Below are 16,369 nucleotides of genomic sequence, written 5' to 3' on the forward strand. Positions count from 1 at the left end.
AAATATTTGAAGTAAGGATAAAGGATAATGCAAGAACAGCAATTAGTTGAATGTATTGATAAATTATTACTTTCGGCATTAGAAAAAAGAGCTTCGGATATTCATTTTGAGCCTTATCAACATAGTTACCGTATACGTATGCGTATTGATGGGGTTTTGCAAAATATGTCATCACCTTCCCTTACGTTAGCCAAAAAAATAGTAGCTCGTTTAAAGATTATGGCTAAATTAAATATAGCTGAACAACGTTTACCCCAAGATGGGCAATTGATAATTAAAAATTATACTATGCGTATTTCGACCATACCTGTCCAAAATGGTGAAAAAGTTGTTTTACGTGTAATGGATAATTATGAGTCTGAGCTCACGTTAGATGATTTAGGTTTAACCGAAGATAATCTACGTACTTTTAGACAGATTTTGAATCAACCGCAAGGATTGATATTAGTCACTGGTCCTACGGGTAGTGGTAAGACCATGACGCTTTATTGTGGTTTAAAAATCTTAAATCAACCTAGTTGTAATATCTGTAGTGTTGAAGATCCGATTGAAATTTCGGTTGAAGGAATCAATCAAACTTCGGTCAATCCTAAAGCTGGTTTGGAATTTGCGACGGTTTTGCGTTCGTTATTAAGGCAAGATCCAGATGTAATAATGGTTGGTGAAATTCGTGATTATGAAACAGCAGAAATTGCTATTCAGGCCGCCCAAACAGGACATTTAGTATTATCAACCTTACATACCAATTCAAGTATAGAAGGAATAACACGGCTTAATCAGATAGGAATAGAAAGATTTCTCATCGCATCATGTTTAAAACTAATTATTGCACAACGATTGGTACGTAAGCTTTGCCCCTATTGTAAAGTGATTGCTAATGAGTTGATTGTAATGAATAAAAAATCAATACCTCACTATATCGCCAAAGGATGTGAAAAATGTATTGGTGGCTATGTTGGACGAGTAGGATTATACGAATTTTTAGTGATTACACCTGATGTTCAACATCAAATATTAAATGAACAAGCTATCTCTCCATTAAATTTTATTTCATTAAAAAAAGCAGGGCAACACTTAGTCAAAAACGGGATTACATCTTTAGATGAATTGAATAGAGTGTTAGGCGATATATGAAAAGAATTTATTATTGGTATGACTTAAATTTTATTGAACACAAAATTGTGGCTGTATCTCTGATAGACGCAAGGAGACAATTGTTATTACAAGGTAAAATTGCTTTTAAGATCAAAGCAGGAAAATTTATCCGTAAGAGCAGTTTCAATCGAAATGATTTGTTAATTATCACCAAGCAATTAGCTACTATGATTAAAGCTGGTTTACCTCTTCTTGAAAGTCTACATTTATTAGCACAAGAACATCCAAAATCACATTGGCAATATTTACTCACTGAAATAGAACAACAGATTTCTTTAGGAGAGTCACTATCAATAGTTTTAACCCAATATAAATCTGTATTTCCTCCTCTTTATAGTGAAATTATTGCAACAGGGGAATTGACAGGTCAGCTGGATTTAAGTTTTGAACAATTAACATTACAATTAGAACAAACAATTCATTTAGAAAAATGTATAAAAAAAGCGATGCGTTACCCTTTATTCCTTCTAACTGTATCGCTGTTGGTAACGTTAATTATGTTATTATTTGTTTTGCCTAAATTTTCAGATATTTATCAGAGTTTTGATGCACAGCTTCCTCCTTTTACTCAATTGATTATTAATACCTCTAACTTTTTGCGGGAAAAATTTTGGTTTGGGTGTTTATTAACTATGTTGGTTTTTTTTTGTTATAGATACTATTTTAAAAAACGTTATCAGAAGAAAATAGATTATTTCATGTTAAAAACGCCTTTAGTAGGTAAAATTATACAATGCCATAATTTAACCCATTTTTTTCAAACCGTTTCAATTACTCAAATTGCGGGCATTCCTTTAATTGCCGGATTGAATGCAGCTGCAAATACACTTTTAAATCACAATTATCGTGAAACAATTTATCAAATGATAGCAGGAATAGAACAAGGTCATTCTTTCAGTTCAGTACTTCAACAGCAAACGCTGTTTCCGCATTTATGTTATCAATTAATTCAAGTAGGGGAGGAGTCAGGGACACTAGATACAATGTTAGAAAAATTGGCTTATTATTATCAAGAACAAAATCAGACATTAACCGATAATTTAACACAATTATTTGAACCTGCATTAATGTTAGTGTTGGCGTTAATTGTTGGTGGATTGATCATAGCTATATATTTACCGATATTTCAACTTGGTGAGGTCATTAGTTAGTGGTAATTTTTATTATTTATTTAGGTTTATGTTTTGGTAGTTTTATTTCTGTTGCATACTATCGTTTTTCACCGTCCTATTCTTTTTTTGAATTTGCTATTGCCATTTCTTATCCTCGATCAAATTGTCGAGGTTGTCAAAAAGGCCTAAAGCTTTGGCATTTAATTCCTCTTTTTTCATGGTTATTACTCAGAGGACGTTGTTATTATTGTCATTGTAAAATTGCATATAGATATTTAATACTGGAAATATTGGTTTCACTCCTTTTTTTGCTTATTTATTTAAATAATGGTTTAAATTTCCGTAGTATCGTTCTTATGTGGCTAGCCTGTTATTTCTTGCTCTTATCTATGATTGATCTTCAGTATTACCTATTACCCGATTTTTTTACTTTGCCCTTAATGTGGTTGGGTATTATTGCTGCTTATTTTGAATTATTTGATATCTCATTAAGGGATGCTGTAGCAGGTATAGTTATTGGATATCTGTTATTAAAAATTCCTGCTGGATTATTTTATTTAATAACCAACAAACAAGGGTTAGGGCAAGGGGATATTAAATTACTTGCAGCTTTAGGTTCATGGCTACCTTATCAAACGCTTCCTCTTATACTAATGTGTTCATCAATTTTGGGTATAATTTATTATTTAATTTTACGTTTTATAGTTCGACTTCCCTCATTAACCATTATTCCGTTCGGCCCTTTTTTATTGATTCCTAGTTATTTTATGTGTTATAGCTATTTATGAAACACAATCAATTAATTTTAAATATTATTTTGCAAAGGGAACAATGGAATCATTTCTTTTTATTAAGCCTTTTATTTAAGGAAACTTATAACTAAAATGGATAACCATAGTAAAATTAGTTATTTCTCTCTATATATAAAACCTATTATAGTTAATCAAATAGCTTTATGGATTGCTTATTAATCTGTTACAGAAGGAACAATGAATGAATACTATTAGTCAACTTAAAGAAGAAATGATCTCTTGGCGCCATAATATCCATGCTCATCCAGAAACCGCTTTTCAAGAAACCAATACAACACAATTTATTATTGAAAAACTTAAATCATTTGGTATTACTGAATTGTATACTGAATTTGCTCCAACAGGTGTTGTCGGTATTATTAAAGGAAACAAAGAAGGGCGCGTTATAGGTCTTCGAGCGGATATCGATGCTTTGGATATTATTGAAGAAAATAATATTGATTATTGTTCAACAATCCATGGGAAAATGCACGCTTGTGGGCATGATGGTCACACTGCAATATTACTCGGTGCTGCTAAATATTTGAGCCAGCATCGTAATTTTAGTGGAACCGTGGTGGTTATTTTTCAGCCCGCCGAAGAAAACGAAGGCGGCGGTCGGGTAATGGTCGAAAATGGTCTATTTGATAAATTTCCCATTGAAGCTGTATACGGTATTCACAATCAGCCCAATATGGCACTGAATCATTTCTATATTAATCATGGCGCCATAATGGCATCCTATGATGTGTTTGAAATTACTGTCACAGGTGTTGGCGCACATGCAGCGGCACCACATCTGGGTAAAGATACAATTTTAACTGCAACACAAATTGTCAATGGATTACAAAGTATTGTGAGCCGTAATGCCGATCCACTTAGCTCACTAGTTGTCAGCGTAACACAAATTCATAGTGGCGATACTTGGAATGTATTACCTCAACAGGCTGTAATTCGAGGAACAGTTCGGGCATTTAGTTCTGATGTGCAGGACATGGCTGAATCAAGAATCAAACAGATAGCACAGGGTATCGCATCAACTTTTGACGCCAAAGCGGAAGTCAATTATCAGCGTCGTTATCCTGCTACCGTAAACTATGCTAAGCAGGCGGATATAGCCATTAGCGCAGCAAGAAAAGTGGTGGGCGATGATAATGTAACGATTGATCCTCCTCCTTCAATGGGATCTGAAGATTTTGCCTTTATGTTACAAAAGGTGCCCGGTGCGTATGTTTGGTTAGGTGCTGGGCAGGGAGCAAATTTGCATAATCCTGCCTACAATTTTAATGATGATTTACTTATAACAGGTGTTAAATATTTTATTGAAGTTGTGAATCAAGAATTAGAAAATCTATAATTCTTAAATGGTATTATAAATTTGCTGGGATTTAACATTTAATCCCAGCAAATTATTATTAAACAAACTGATATTTGAAAAAATATTAAGCCAAATAATCTATCAACCTTTTAGCTTAAATTTGTGTTATGTGTACGCTGTTTAATTTTTATAATCAGTACTATCACGATATCACGAATTAGTGAAAAGATAGTTTACTGTCAACTTGCCCTTTTATTCTGAAGACCGTATTAATATCTATTCCATTAGGAAGCACCACTTGTACATAAACATTATTATTCTGATCTAGTTTTAGTGCTGCCAATATTTGGCCTCCTTCTCGCCAGTTTCCTTCAATCTGATATTCAATCGTATCCCCTATAATTGGGAGTACTGGACTGCTACCTGATAATAAATAAAGTCCTCTTTTATTTGCGCCACGAAATTGTGCTCTGGCGACCATTTCTTGTCCACAATAGCAACCTTTATCGAAACTAATTGCATTGTGAAGTTGTAAATTGCAAGCTTGAGGTAATAAACTTTCTATATTTTCGGCATCAATAACTGCATAACCGGCTTCTAAATCTAGGCGAAGCCATTGATCACAAGATTGTAAATTGTTCTCTGATAAATTAGGCGTAATCATAATAATACGAGGTTGTGGTAGAGGCAGTTTAATATAAGTAATATTGTTTTCCGTCATGCAATTATTATCGTTGAATTTAGAAAGAAGCGAATCAGGGATTGCATCAGCAATGAGTCCTACCATATGCAAATCTTCTACGATTTCTATTATGACCTTGGAAAAAACTGCATACTTTTTGAGTTCTGCAACTTGTCTGTTTGCAACACTTTTTCTTAGTATGTAATAAATATCTTGCCCACGTCTAAATAATAAAATGTTACTCCACATTTTTCCTTTTGCATCACAGTGCGCTGCATACAATGCTGAATGTTCGGAAAGATTTTTCATATCAATGGTTACTTGTCCTTGCAAAAACTTAAGATTGTCTTCACCTGATACTTTTACTATTTGCCAATCAGCAAGGGAAATAGGTTCAAAAGAATAATTGCTCATGATAATACCTTTTAGGAATAATGTGTCGAGTTTAGATAAGGCTAAAAATAGACTTTTTCAAAGTGTATAGAAAAAACCGGTAAATAACAATAAATCACAATAACAATATTTTTTCTTAAAAAATTTAACTATATGTTTTATATAGTTTTTTGAATTTGTTTTTTTAATGCAATTTGTTTATAAAAATTAGTACTTACTGAAGTTTGTTTATTGATTTAATGTATTTGATAATGCAAAATAAATGACTAATTTGTAATATTGGAGGCAACAACGATGGCAAAACTGTCAGGCGCAGAAATGGTCATTCAATCTTTGATTGATCAAGGAGTAAAACAGATATTTGGTTATCCCGGTGGTAGTGTTCTTGATATCTACGATGCAATTCATACTTTAGGTGGTATTGAACATATATTAGTTCGTCATGAACAAGCTGCTGTACATATGGCTGATGGTTATGCAAGGGCTACAGGTGATGTGGGTGTTGTACTTGTAACATCAGGGCCTGGAGCGACCAATACCATTACCGGTATTGCGACCGCATACATGGATTCTGTGCCATTGGTTGTTATTTCAGGTCAGGTTGCAAGTAACTTGATTGGAAATGATGCCTTCCAAGAGTGTGATATGGTCGGTATATCTCGTCCAATAGTTAAACATAGTTTTCTGATAAAAGATTCTAAAGACATTCCTGAAATTATTAAGAAAGCATTCTATATTGCGTCAACTGGTAGGCCCGGCCCGGTTGTGATTGATCTGCCAAAAGATATTGTTAATCCAGCAAATAAATACAATTACCATTATCCAAAATCTGTCTCAATGCGTTCGTATAATCCAACTATTCAGGGACATAAAGGACAAATTAAAAAAGCATTAACGACATTATTGGCAGCTAAAAAACCCGTCCTTTTTATTGGCGGAGGGGTTATTAGTGCAGGTGCAAGTGATGCAATTAAATCTTTAGCCGAAAAATTGAATCTACCCGTTGCGTCAACCTTAATGGGAATAAGTGCTTTTCCTGGAACAAATAAACATTATTTAGGCATGATTGGAATGCATGGGGTTTATGAAGCCAATATGGCGATGCACAGCGCTGATGTGATTTTAGCCGTTGGTGCAAGATTTGATGATAGAACAACCAATAATGTTGAAAAATATTGCCCCTTGGCGAAAATAATTCATGTCGATATTGATCCAACTTCAATTTCAAAAACAATTTCTGCCACTATTCCTGTGGTGGGTGATGCAAAAAAAGTGGTTGAAACGATGTTATCTGAGCTTAATGAATTACAAGCTGACCGTGATCTTGATGCATTAGTGGATTGGTGGAAACAAATTGATCATTGGCGTTCACGTCACTGTTTAGCTTATAGTCATGAAGGTGACAGCATCAAACCACAAGAAGCGATTGAAGTTTTGTATAAATTAACTAAAGGTAATGCTTTTGTTACTACTGATGTCGGTCAACATCAAATGTTTACGGCTTTATATTATCCATTTGATAAACCTCGTCATTTTATTACTTCTGGTGGTCTTGGTACCATGGGGTTTGGTCTTCCGGCTGCACTTGGGGTTAAACTCGCTTTTCCTGATCAATGTGTCGTGTGTGTAACTGGTGATGGCAGTATTCAAATGAATATTCAAGAACTTTCAACTGCTTTACAATATGGTTTACCAGTCATTGTCTTGAATTTAAATAATCGTTTTTTAGGTATGGTTAAACAGTGGCAAGATATGATTTATGCTGGGCGGCACTCTTGTTCATACATGGAATCATTGCCAGATTTTGCAAAAATAGCAGAAGCTTATGGTCATGTTGGAATGGTCATAACTAAACGAGAAGACCTTGAAGCAAAACTTAAAAAAGCGTTGTCGATTAAAGATCGTCTAGTCTTTGTCGATGTCATGACCGATGCTACTGAACATGTCTACCCAATGCAAATACGTGGTGGAGCAATGAACGAAATGTGGCTGAGTAAAACGGAGAGAACCTAATGCGATATATTTTATCAATTTTAACAGAAAATGAACCTGGAGCATTATCTCGAATTATTGGTTTATTCTCACAGCGTGGTTTTAATATTGAAACCATCACTACAGCACCAACAGAAGATCCGACTATGCACCGTATGACTATTCAAACAACGGGTGATGAACATGTGCTTGAGCAGATTCAAAAGCAACTTCATAAACTTGTGAATGTTTATCGTGTTAATGATTTAACAGAAGGGCCTCATGTTGAACGAGAAATCATGTTAGTCAAAGTTACAGCTAAAGGATCTGACGCACGTGATGAAGTTAAACGCTGTGCCGATATTTTTAGAGGTTCAATAGTTGATGTTACCGCATCTCATTACATTGTTCAGTTATCGGGGACAAGCGAAAAGTTAGATTCGTTTTTATCCTCTATTCGTGAAACGTGTAATATTGTTGAAATTGTTCGTTCTGGAATTATCGGTTTATCTCGGAGTGAAAAATCAGTCAATCATTAATTTTATAGTTGAAAATTAAAAGTTAAATTTTACTTTATTATAAAATAAGCGTTATAAGGAATAAGTGTTAATGCCGTTTTTTGCTATTATGACCATAATTCACTTAATTATTTCATTTATTTATTCTATTATTTCTTATCCAATAAAAAAGTTTAGAAGAAATAAATATAAAAATAAGCTAATAGCCGGTAGTTCGGTTATTGACCTCAAATCTTTTAGAATGTTAACTAAAGAGGAAATAAATGGTGTAGAAAGCTATTTATCGATGACTTGTAACCAATCCTCAGATAAAAAAAAGTCATCATTAGTTTCTCGAGAAGTGATGTTAATATCCGGTAGTTGTGTCAAACAAACTAAATTTTCGCATAACGAAAACACTTATTCCTATAAAATCCATAATATTGATGTTGTATTTCCTTTCAACATGGATCGTTACCTTAGTGATTATAATGAAGTTGAAATTGCGCTTACGCAAAATTTCGCTATTGCTGTTAAGTTAAATGATCACAAAATAGGTTCAGCATTATATGCTGCCTATTTGGCAGATGAAAAAAATGATAAACAAAGTTCGGTATATTGGCAGAGCGGCGTTTCAAAATTCTCCCAAGGCGAAAACTTCGATGAAAATGCTATTCATTCAGTGAGACCAAATGCTAGATTAAGTAAAAAATTGGGTTACGAAATTTTATCAGTTCGAAAAGAAACATCTCAAGAATCAGCTTCCCGTAACAAATTAAATAGAGGAATACTCACGGCATTTTTTTGTTTTTTTGTCGTAAGCTATTTTAATCGTTTTTGGGATACAAAAGAGTTAAACGATCTGTTTTGGTTTGGAGTGAATTTTCTGGCTGTTATTTACTTTTATTTTCGTAAACCAAAATATAAAGCTAAAGTGCGATTTATTAATCAAGTAAAAGGACGAATAACGAGAAAAATTGTTAAATCCAATGAGATTATAATTGGTCATGGTTTGAAATTAAAGTATCCCAAAAATTGGCAATCATTTATCCCTGAAAATAGCACTTTTGATGTTGATTTAGATGTTGATGTTGACAGTAAAAAAATTGTTCGTTATGGCTACGACTTGTCGGTTAGTAAAGAGGTTGAACAATTCGGGCCACCAAAATTTTGGGGACGAAATTTATGGCTTTTTTTAGTTGGCGTGTTTTATGTTTATGGTGTTAATTATCAAGCAGATGTATGTGACAATTTCTCATTTGTTTATCATCAATACAATCACGATTCTAAACGTTGGTTTTTTGATGATGTATCAAAATTAATAACGAGCAACATCAAATCGGGTGATGTAGTGAAATTTAATTTTTTAAATGTGTCATTGACATGTGAAGTACCTGTTAAAAATAAAGCCGATAGATGTATTCAAGCATTAATTCACAGTGCAACTAGCAATAGCTCTTTTCATCTTGCCAGTTCCACAAGCTATTTTGTTCTACATGGTATAAAAGAAAAGATAAGTTCTCAATCGGGTGAAAGTGTAGATCCACAATCTGACAAAAACTTTCATGCAGCTCATATCGTGGTCACGATGTCGGGATTCGTTTCAAATGTTGATTATGACACTAATCATACCATTTCAACATTAACCATAAATATGCAAGAGTTATACCAAAAAGATATAAGCGAAAATCTATTGCCAATTTGTATAAATCTGCTGTTATTTTTGCTTTTAGCTTCAGTGACCATTCTTAACGGTATTATGTTCTTGTTGAAACCAATTTTGAATCGAATTCGTGATTTTAAAATTAAAAATTTCTATACTTATCGTATACTTTAGGTTGATTGTCGACATTATTGATATTTTTTAATAAAAAATTGGCAGATTAATGATTTAACCAGCTTAAATCAAAGATTATCATATGCTTCTCTAATTATTTTTAATATGATTATGTTTATTGTTATGACATTAACGGCCACGATTAACGGCATTAAACTATTAAGGAATATAAAAATTAACCGACATCGAATTGTTGAAATTAAAAAATATTACGAAGAAAGATTAGGTAATTATCGTTAATCTTTAATAAAACGTTTTAATATAAAATATAAATAAAAAAGATCTTTAATGTATGTTAGTTATTTTACTGTTTGTTGTTGTTTTTTTCATCTTTGCGTATTTTGAATTAGCTGATCACGATTCTATAGAAGTAGAGGAGGATACCTTTATCCGTGAAAATGCAATTCGACAGCTAACTGAAGAAGAAATTCTTCTTCTTCAGTCTTATCTTGAAGATGAAAACAACTTTACAGCTCCTTATCAAAAGGAAAGCTCATTAATCAGTTTCGATGTGACGAAAATAAAAGGTTATATTGAAAAAGATGTTACCGAGGAAATCCAATATAAATATTATTATAAGATGGATAATGTCCAGTTATTTTTTCCTTACAATATGGATTACGCTATTATGGGTTTTACAGATCCAGATATCGATAAGACAAAAAATATCAATACTGTTGAAATTGTTTTTACAAAAAGCTATGGAATTGTTGTTAAAATAAACAGTTATGATTTAATACAGGCGGGTCTAAATTTATTTGTACGTAAACAAAAGCAACGTTATGATTATTGGCAGACAGGAAAATTAAAGCCTATTTGTATGAGTAATTTAGAAAAATCTAATGAAACCTTATCTCAACAAATCACTGAAGCATCTGAAAAAAAACCGACTTTCGAGATTCTAAGCAGACGGGAAAAAAATCAATTTGAAAATGCAATCGAAGACCGAAGCAATTCTGGCAAATTAATGACATTTTTTTTTGTTTTAGGCGTAATGTCTTTATTAGCTGTAGAACATTTTCAGTCGATTGCATTGGTTGTTTTTTCAATCATCTGTTTTATTTTTTCCCTAATAGCATCGAGTAAAAAGCGGAAATTGCCTACCGAATATGTTAATCATATTCAAGCACAAATTTGGCGTAGTGGAAAAGACCGTAGTAATTTAAGTATTGATACAGACTTTTATGTTTACTATCCCTCATACTGGGAAATATTTCTCCCAGATACTAGCTATATACCAATTGATATGCAGGTCGAAGTTGTTACAAACCAGGTGCTTAGTTGTGGAAAACACTTATCAATAAGCGAGGAAGTGAAAAATTATGGCGCACCTAAATTTTTTCACCATAATGTTATATTAGCCATTACGGGATTAATACTGGCTATCTTAATTTTCTTTTTTACTAAAGCGGGTGAAAAATTAGATTTTACCTATCAACAATTAACCTCGACAGCCACTACTTGGAATATTGATGATAAAGAAAATTTAAAGCAATCCGCCATCCACTCTATGGATCGGGTTAATTTGAATTTATCTAGTGTATCATGTGATATTCTAAATACGCAAAGAATAAAACCTCATCATGTTCAATGTAATAAGATATTTGTTAATCTCAACCCAATAGACAGCAATAAACTTAGTGATTTTCCTAGACTACATCGAGTAGAGGTATTTAGACAATTAATCGATGATGCAAAAGATAAAGTGCTCAGGCTACAAAATGATGAAAACAACATTAGTATACAATTAACCAATTCAATTCAACTCTATGATGAAAACTATAAATATTCATATGGTAATGAGGGTTTCAAAGCGCAGCTTGATTACTATAATGGTATTTTATCAGGTAATAGTGCCAACTTAAAAATTACTGGTATTGTCACCAATGTAAGCTATCATAACGGAAAGATTTCGAAACTAACGCTTTTAACTGATTATAGAAATGATAGCGATAAAAATCAGTTATTCTCATTTTTTTCGCTAATTTTGATCAACAATTTTGTGTTTCTATTTGTTATCTTAATCACCTTAATCAATACTATTCTGATTTTTCGGAAAAAAGAAGTGAATCAATCACGACTTGAAAAAATTATTAGTCATTATAGAGATAAAATATTTTAAATATATGGATGAATTGTTTTGAGTTAAGATTAGACGGATTATCAAAATAATAGACACAAATTTTGTAGGTAATATGGCTAACAAATGAATTAAACGTAATTATTCAATTGTGAGAGAAACCATATTCTGTTATACTAATTTCCCGTCTGATTCATCATATATTGCATTAGTTTTTATGGTTTAAATTTCTGCAATATTATTCTATTAAATAAATAATGGTCTGGTATTAATGGTCACGAATTATATTTTTGTTACAGGCGGTGTCGTTTCTTCTTTAGGTAAAGGCATTGCCGCAGCATCATTAGCTGCAATTTTAGAAGCCCGCAATTTAAAAGTCACCATGTTAAAACTTGATCCCTATATTAATGTCGATCCGGGCACGATGAGCCCTATTCAACATGGTGAAGTTTTTGTAACGGAAGATGGGGCAGAAACGGATCTTGATTTAGGTCATTATGAGCGTTTTATCCGCACTAAAATGACTCGCAAAAATAACTTTACAACAGGTCGTATCTATTCCGACGTATTACGTAAAGAACGTCGTGGAGATTATTTAGGCGCGACTGTTCAAGTTATTCCTCATATTACCAATGAGATTAAATCTCGTGTTATTGCTGGCGCAAAAGGGTTTGATGTTGCCATTGTCGAAATCGGTGGCACTGTTGGGGATATTGAATCTCTCCCATTTTTAGAAGCTATCCGTCAATTGGCGGTAGATGTGGGTCGTGAACATACCTTATTTATGCATTTAACTCTAGTGCCGTATTTAGCATCTGCAGGCGAAGTCAAAACTAAACCTACTCAACACTCTGTTAAAGAGTTGCTATCTATTGGTATTCAACCTGATGTGCTTATTTGTCGTTCTGATCGCATCATTCCAGCTAACGAGCGGGCGAAAATTGCTTTGTTTTGTAATGTAGCCGAACGTGCGGTTATTTCGTTAAAAGATGTCGATTCAATTTATAAAATTCCAGCTCTTTTAAAATCACAAAACTTAGATACTTTTGTCTGCAATCGATTCCATCTTGATTGTGTTGAGGCAGATCTTTCCGAGTGGGAACAAGTGATTTATGAAGAAGCTAATCCTGTTGGTGAAGTCACAATCGGTATGGTAGGTAAATATACTGAATTACCTGATGCGTATAAATCTGTTAACGAAGCATTAAAACATGGTGGTTTAAAAAACCGTTTAACAGTTCATATTCGTTACATTGATTCAGAAGATCTTGAATCACGTGGTACGGATTTACTTGCAGGTTTAGATGCGATTTTAATTCCTGGTGGATTTGGCTATCGTGGTGTTGAAGGTAAAATCATTGCTGCACGCTATGCACGTGAGAACAAAATACCTTATTTAGGTATTTGCTTAGGAATGCAAGTCGCCATGATTGAGTATGCCCGTAATGTGGCTGGAATTAAAGATGCAAATTCTACAGAGTTTGTTAAAGATTGCGCGAATCCAATTATTGCGTTAATCACTGAGTGGAGTGATGAATCGGGTAATGTGGTGCAACGTAATGAAAATAGTGATTTAGGTGGTACTATGCGCCTTGGTTCTCAAATATGTCATTTAGAACCAGACTCATTAGTGTTTGATATGTATCAAAAAGAGTCAATTACTGAGCGTCACCGTCATCGTTATGAAGTAAATAATAATTTATTACCTGAAATTGTAAAAGCAGGATTAAAAGTAACCGGACTTTCAACTGATAAAAAATTAGTCGAGATTATCGAGGTTCCTGATCACCCATGGTTTGTTGCATGTCAATTCCATCCGGAATTTACCTCGACACCACGAGATGGGCATCCACTGTTTAGTAGTTTTATAAAAGCTGCCAAGGAGTATCAGCAGTTACAACAAAAATAGTTTCAAAGTTTTACATTTGTAATATATCTGTCATATAGAGGAAAATAACATGGCAAAAATCGTTAAAGTACATGGTCGTGAAGTCATCGACTCTCGTGGGAACCCAACAGTTGAAGCTGAAGTTCATTTAGAAGGTGGTTTTGTTGGTCTAGCAATCGTTCCATCTGGTGCATCAACTGGTTCACGTGAAGCGTTAGAACTTCGTGATGGTGACAAATCTCGCTTTTTAGGAAAAGGTGTTTTAAAAGCTGTTGAAAACGTAAATGGCCCAATTGCGAAAGCGGTTGTTGGTAAAGATGCGTTAGACCAAGCTGCTATCGACCAAATCATGCTTGATTTAGATGGAACTGATTTTAAATCAAACTTAGGTGCAAACTCAATTCTTGCAGTATCTTTAGCTAATGCTAAAGCAGCAGCAGCAGCAAAAGGTGTACCACTATATCAACATATTGCTGATTTGAATGGAACGCCAGGTCAATACTCTATGCCGTTACCAATGATGAACATTATCAATGGTGGTGAACATGCTGATAATAACATCGATTTGCAAGAATTTATGATCCAACCAGTTGGCGCAAAAACGGTACGTGAAGCAATCCGTATGGGTTCTGAAGTATTCCATAACTTAGCGAAAGTTTTACATGCTAAAGGTATGAATACAGCTGTAGGTGATGAAGGTGGTTTTGCTCCTAATTTAGATTCAAATGCAGAAGCATTAGCTTGTATTAAAGAAGCTGTTGAAAAAGCGGGTTATGTATTAGGTAAAGATATTACTTTAGCGATGGACTGTGCTGCTTCAGAATTCTATAACAAAGAAACAGGTAAATATGTATTAAAAGGTGAAGGTAATAAAGAGTTTACTGCTCAAGAATTTACTCACTATTTAGAAGGTTTAACTGAACAATATCCTATCGTATCAATCGAAGATGGTTTAGATGAAAGCGATTGGGACGGTTGGGCATACCAAACTAAAGCATTAGGTCACAAAATCCAATTAGTGGGTGACGATCTTTTTGTAACTAACACCAAAATCTTCAAACAAGGTATTGAAAAAGGCATTGCTAACTCAATCCTAGTTAAAGTTAACCAAATCGGTACATTAACTGAATCTATCGCAGCGGTTAAAATGGCGAAAGATGCAGGTTATACTGCTGTTATCTCTCACCGCAGTGGTGAAACTGAAGATTCAACTATCGCTGATTTAGCTGTTGGTTTAGCTGCTGGTCAAATCAAAACTGGTTCAATGAGCCGTTCTGATCGTGTTGCTAAATACAACCAATTAATCCGTATTGAAGAAGCATTAGGTGCTAAAGCTCCATTCAACGGACTTAAAGAAGTGAAAGGACAATAATTTAGTTTATAAAAACTGAATAATTGTTCAACTAAAAAACGGTGACCAGTTCACCGTTTTTTATTTTCTCGCTTTTCTTATGGAATACGATGACAAAGGTTGCGTTGATTTATGTTGTATTGTACTCTTAATATTTGGTATTTATAACTAATCTTTGATATCTATTGATATTTTATAATTTAGCCTTATATAAATTCTTTATCAATTAACTAACTCAATTTTATATTTTCTGCTTATGAATAATATTACGAATATGTCCCAGCCAAAAAGCAAATGGCAACTTTTTAACTGGCTTTGTACCGGTAAACTTCCGCTAAATGAACTTTGGCTCAATCCGACTTATCGTTATAAATTTTTTTTTAGAACCCTATTTTTAAGTCCCATTACACTAAAATGGTTGGATAAATTAAGACAATATCCACTGATTGGCTACTATTTTTCTTGCCAAACTAATTTACCGTGTAAATTACAAAGACCCTATTTATCGTCATGTTTATCGCAACATGAACGTTATGCTGCTTTAGCGTGTCATTATGATTTTTTAGCGAATCAACCTGATAGAATGACTAAGGCTTTTTATGATCCAACTAAACCTTTTATATTGGCTAATCTTACCGTCAAAAATGAAGCTAATATTCAAATAGCTATTCAAGCCCGTAACAAGTTTGCTCGGGAAGGTGAAATAAGCCTTTATTTTTATGATAATGACGGTATTGATTTAGCAACATTAACTTTTTCAATCATTCAATATCAACAAAAAACAACATTATTTATTGCAGGGTTGCAAGGTACGGGTCACCACGAAGCCCGTGTTCGTGTGCAAAAGGCTACCAAACAGTGTTATGGTTTATTTCCTAAACGAGTCGTCGTTGAGGCTGCATTAATCATTGCTAATCATTTTCAGTTAGAGCAAATTGTCGCAGTTGGAAATAAAACCCATGTTTATAACAACTGGCGTTATAATAGTCGACAAGAACGAATTTTATCGGATTATGATGATTTTTGGTTAACGATTGATGGAAAACAGGATTCTCGTGAACTATTTATCTTACCTACTGAGATTAGTCGAAAATCATTAGAAGATATAGCGAGTAAAAAACGTTCAGAATATCGAAATCGTTATGCTTTATTAGATCAACTTAAATTGAATATTGAAACACAATTAGCATCATTAACATAATAAAACTAATAATTATTAAAGTGGTTTGGCACTAAATTATTAAAATTGATTACAATCGATATTCAACTTGTTGTTTATCGATTTTTTTAATTA

General features: G+C 33.5%; 12 protein-coding genes. 11 read left to right on the top strand and 1 reads right to left on the bottom strand.

Annotated features, from left to right (window positions below):
• The first annotated feature begins 27 nt into the window (after positions 1 to 27).
• The 4 genes from GYM75_RS03960 to GYM75_RS03975 all read left to right on the top strand — a co-directional run bounded on the left by GYM75_RS03960 (position 28) and on the right by GYM75_RS03975 (position 4,415).
• On the top strand, positions 28 to 1,134 hold the full coding sequence (locus tag GYM75_RS03960; protein WP_220216869.1) for an ATPase, T2SS/T4P/T4SS family: 1,107 nt from the start codon (positions 28 to 30) through the stop codon (positions 1,132 to 1,134).
• Positions 1,131 to 2,306: a protein transport protein HofC gene (gene hofC, locus GYM75_RS03965; RefSeq protein ID WP_220216870.1), complete on the top strand. Its 1,176-nt coding sequence runs from the start codon at positions 1,131 to 1,133 to the stop codon at positions 2,304 to 2,306. The genes GYM75_RS03960 and hofC overlap by 4 nt, the downstream gene beginning before the upstream one ends.
• Entirely contained in the window at positions 2,306 to 3,055 is a 750-nt protein-coding gene (locus GYM75_RS03970) for an A24 family peptidase (RefSeq protein ID WP_220216871.1), read from the top strand. Before hofC ends, GYM75_RS03970 begins: the two co-directional genes overlap by 1 nt.
• Positions 3,056 to 3,260: 205 nt before the next feature.
• Complete coding sequence (locus GYM75_RS03975; RefSeq protein ID WP_220216872.1) at positions 3,261 to 4,415, top strand: M20 aminoacylase family protein; 1,155 nt, start codon at positions 3,261 to 3,263, stop codon at positions 4,413 to 4,415.
• A gap of 178 nt (positions 4,416 to 4,593) precedes the next feature.
• Here the strand turns inward: GYM75_RS03975 and ygfZ are convergent, their stop codons facing one another.
• A complete protein-coding gene (ygfZ, locus tag GYM75_RS03980) occupies positions 4,594 to 5,472 on the bottom strand; it encodes a tRNA-modifying protein YgfZ (RefSeq protein ID WP_220216873.1) in 879 nt (292 codons plus the stop codon).
• Between the two features lie 273 nt (positions 5,473 to 5,745).
• On the opposite strand from ygfZ, the gene ilvI reads away from it, so the two are divergent.
• The 7 genes from ilvI (at position 5,746) to GYM75_RS04015 (ending at position 16,276) form a co-directional block, all read left to right on the top strand.
• Positions 5,746 to 7,464 carry an acetolactate synthase 3 large subunit gene (gene ilvI, locus GYM75_RS03985; protein ID WP_220216874.1) on the top strand — a complete coding sequence of 573 codons (1,719 nt, stop codon included), beginning with the start codon at positions 5,746 to 5,748 and terminating at the stop codon, positions 7,462 to 7,464.
• Positions 7,464 to 7,961, top strand: coding sequence for an acetolactate synthase small subunit (gene ilvN, locus GYM75_RS03990; protein WP_220216875.1), 498 nt, complete (start codon positions 7,464 to 7,466; stop codon positions 7,959 to 7,961). Before ilvI ends, ilvN begins: the two co-directional genes overlap by 1 nt.
• A gap of 70 nt (positions 7,962 to 8,031) precedes the next feature.
• On the top strand, positions 8,032 to 9,756 hold the full coding sequence (locus GYM75_RS03995; protein ID WP_220216876.1) for an IgaA/UmoB family intracellular growth attenuator: 1,725 nt from the start codon (positions 8,032 to 8,034) through the stop codon (positions 9,754 to 9,756).
• A gap of 292 nt (positions 9,757 to 10,048) precedes the next feature.
• Complete coding sequence (locus GYM75_RS04000) at positions 10,049 to 11,878, top strand: IgaA/UmoB family intracellular growth attenuator (protein WP_220216877.1); 1,830 nt, start codon at positions 10,049 to 10,051, stop codon at positions 11,876 to 11,878.
• A 229-nt stretch (positions 11,879 to 12,107) separates the two neighbouring features.
• On the top strand, positions 12,108 to 13,745 hold the full coding sequence (gene pyrG, locus GYM75_RS04005; protein WP_220216878.1) for a glutamine hydrolyzing CTP synthase: 1,638 nt from the start codon (positions 12,108 to 12,110) through the stop codon (positions 13,743 to 13,745).
• A 49-nt stretch (positions 13,746 to 13,794) separates the two neighbouring features.
• Positions 13,795 to 15,096, top strand: coding sequence for a phosphopyruvate hydratase (gene eno, locus GYM75_RS04010; protein WP_065559328.1), 1,302 nt, complete (start codon positions 13,795 to 13,797; stop codon positions 15,094 to 15,096).
• A 253-nt stretch (positions 15,097 to 15,349) separates the two neighbouring features.
• A complete protein-coding gene (locus GYM75_RS04015; protein WP_220216879.1) occupies positions 15,350 to 16,276 on the top strand; it encodes a VirK/YbjX family protein in 927 nt (308 codons plus the stop codon).
• Positions 16,277 to 16,369: the final 93 nt, after the last annotated feature.

This window comes from Gilliamella sp. ESL0441 (assembly GCF_019469185.1).
Classification (GTDB): domain Bacteria; phylum Pseudomonadota; class Gammaproteobacteria; order Enterobacterales; family Orbaceae; genus Gilliamella.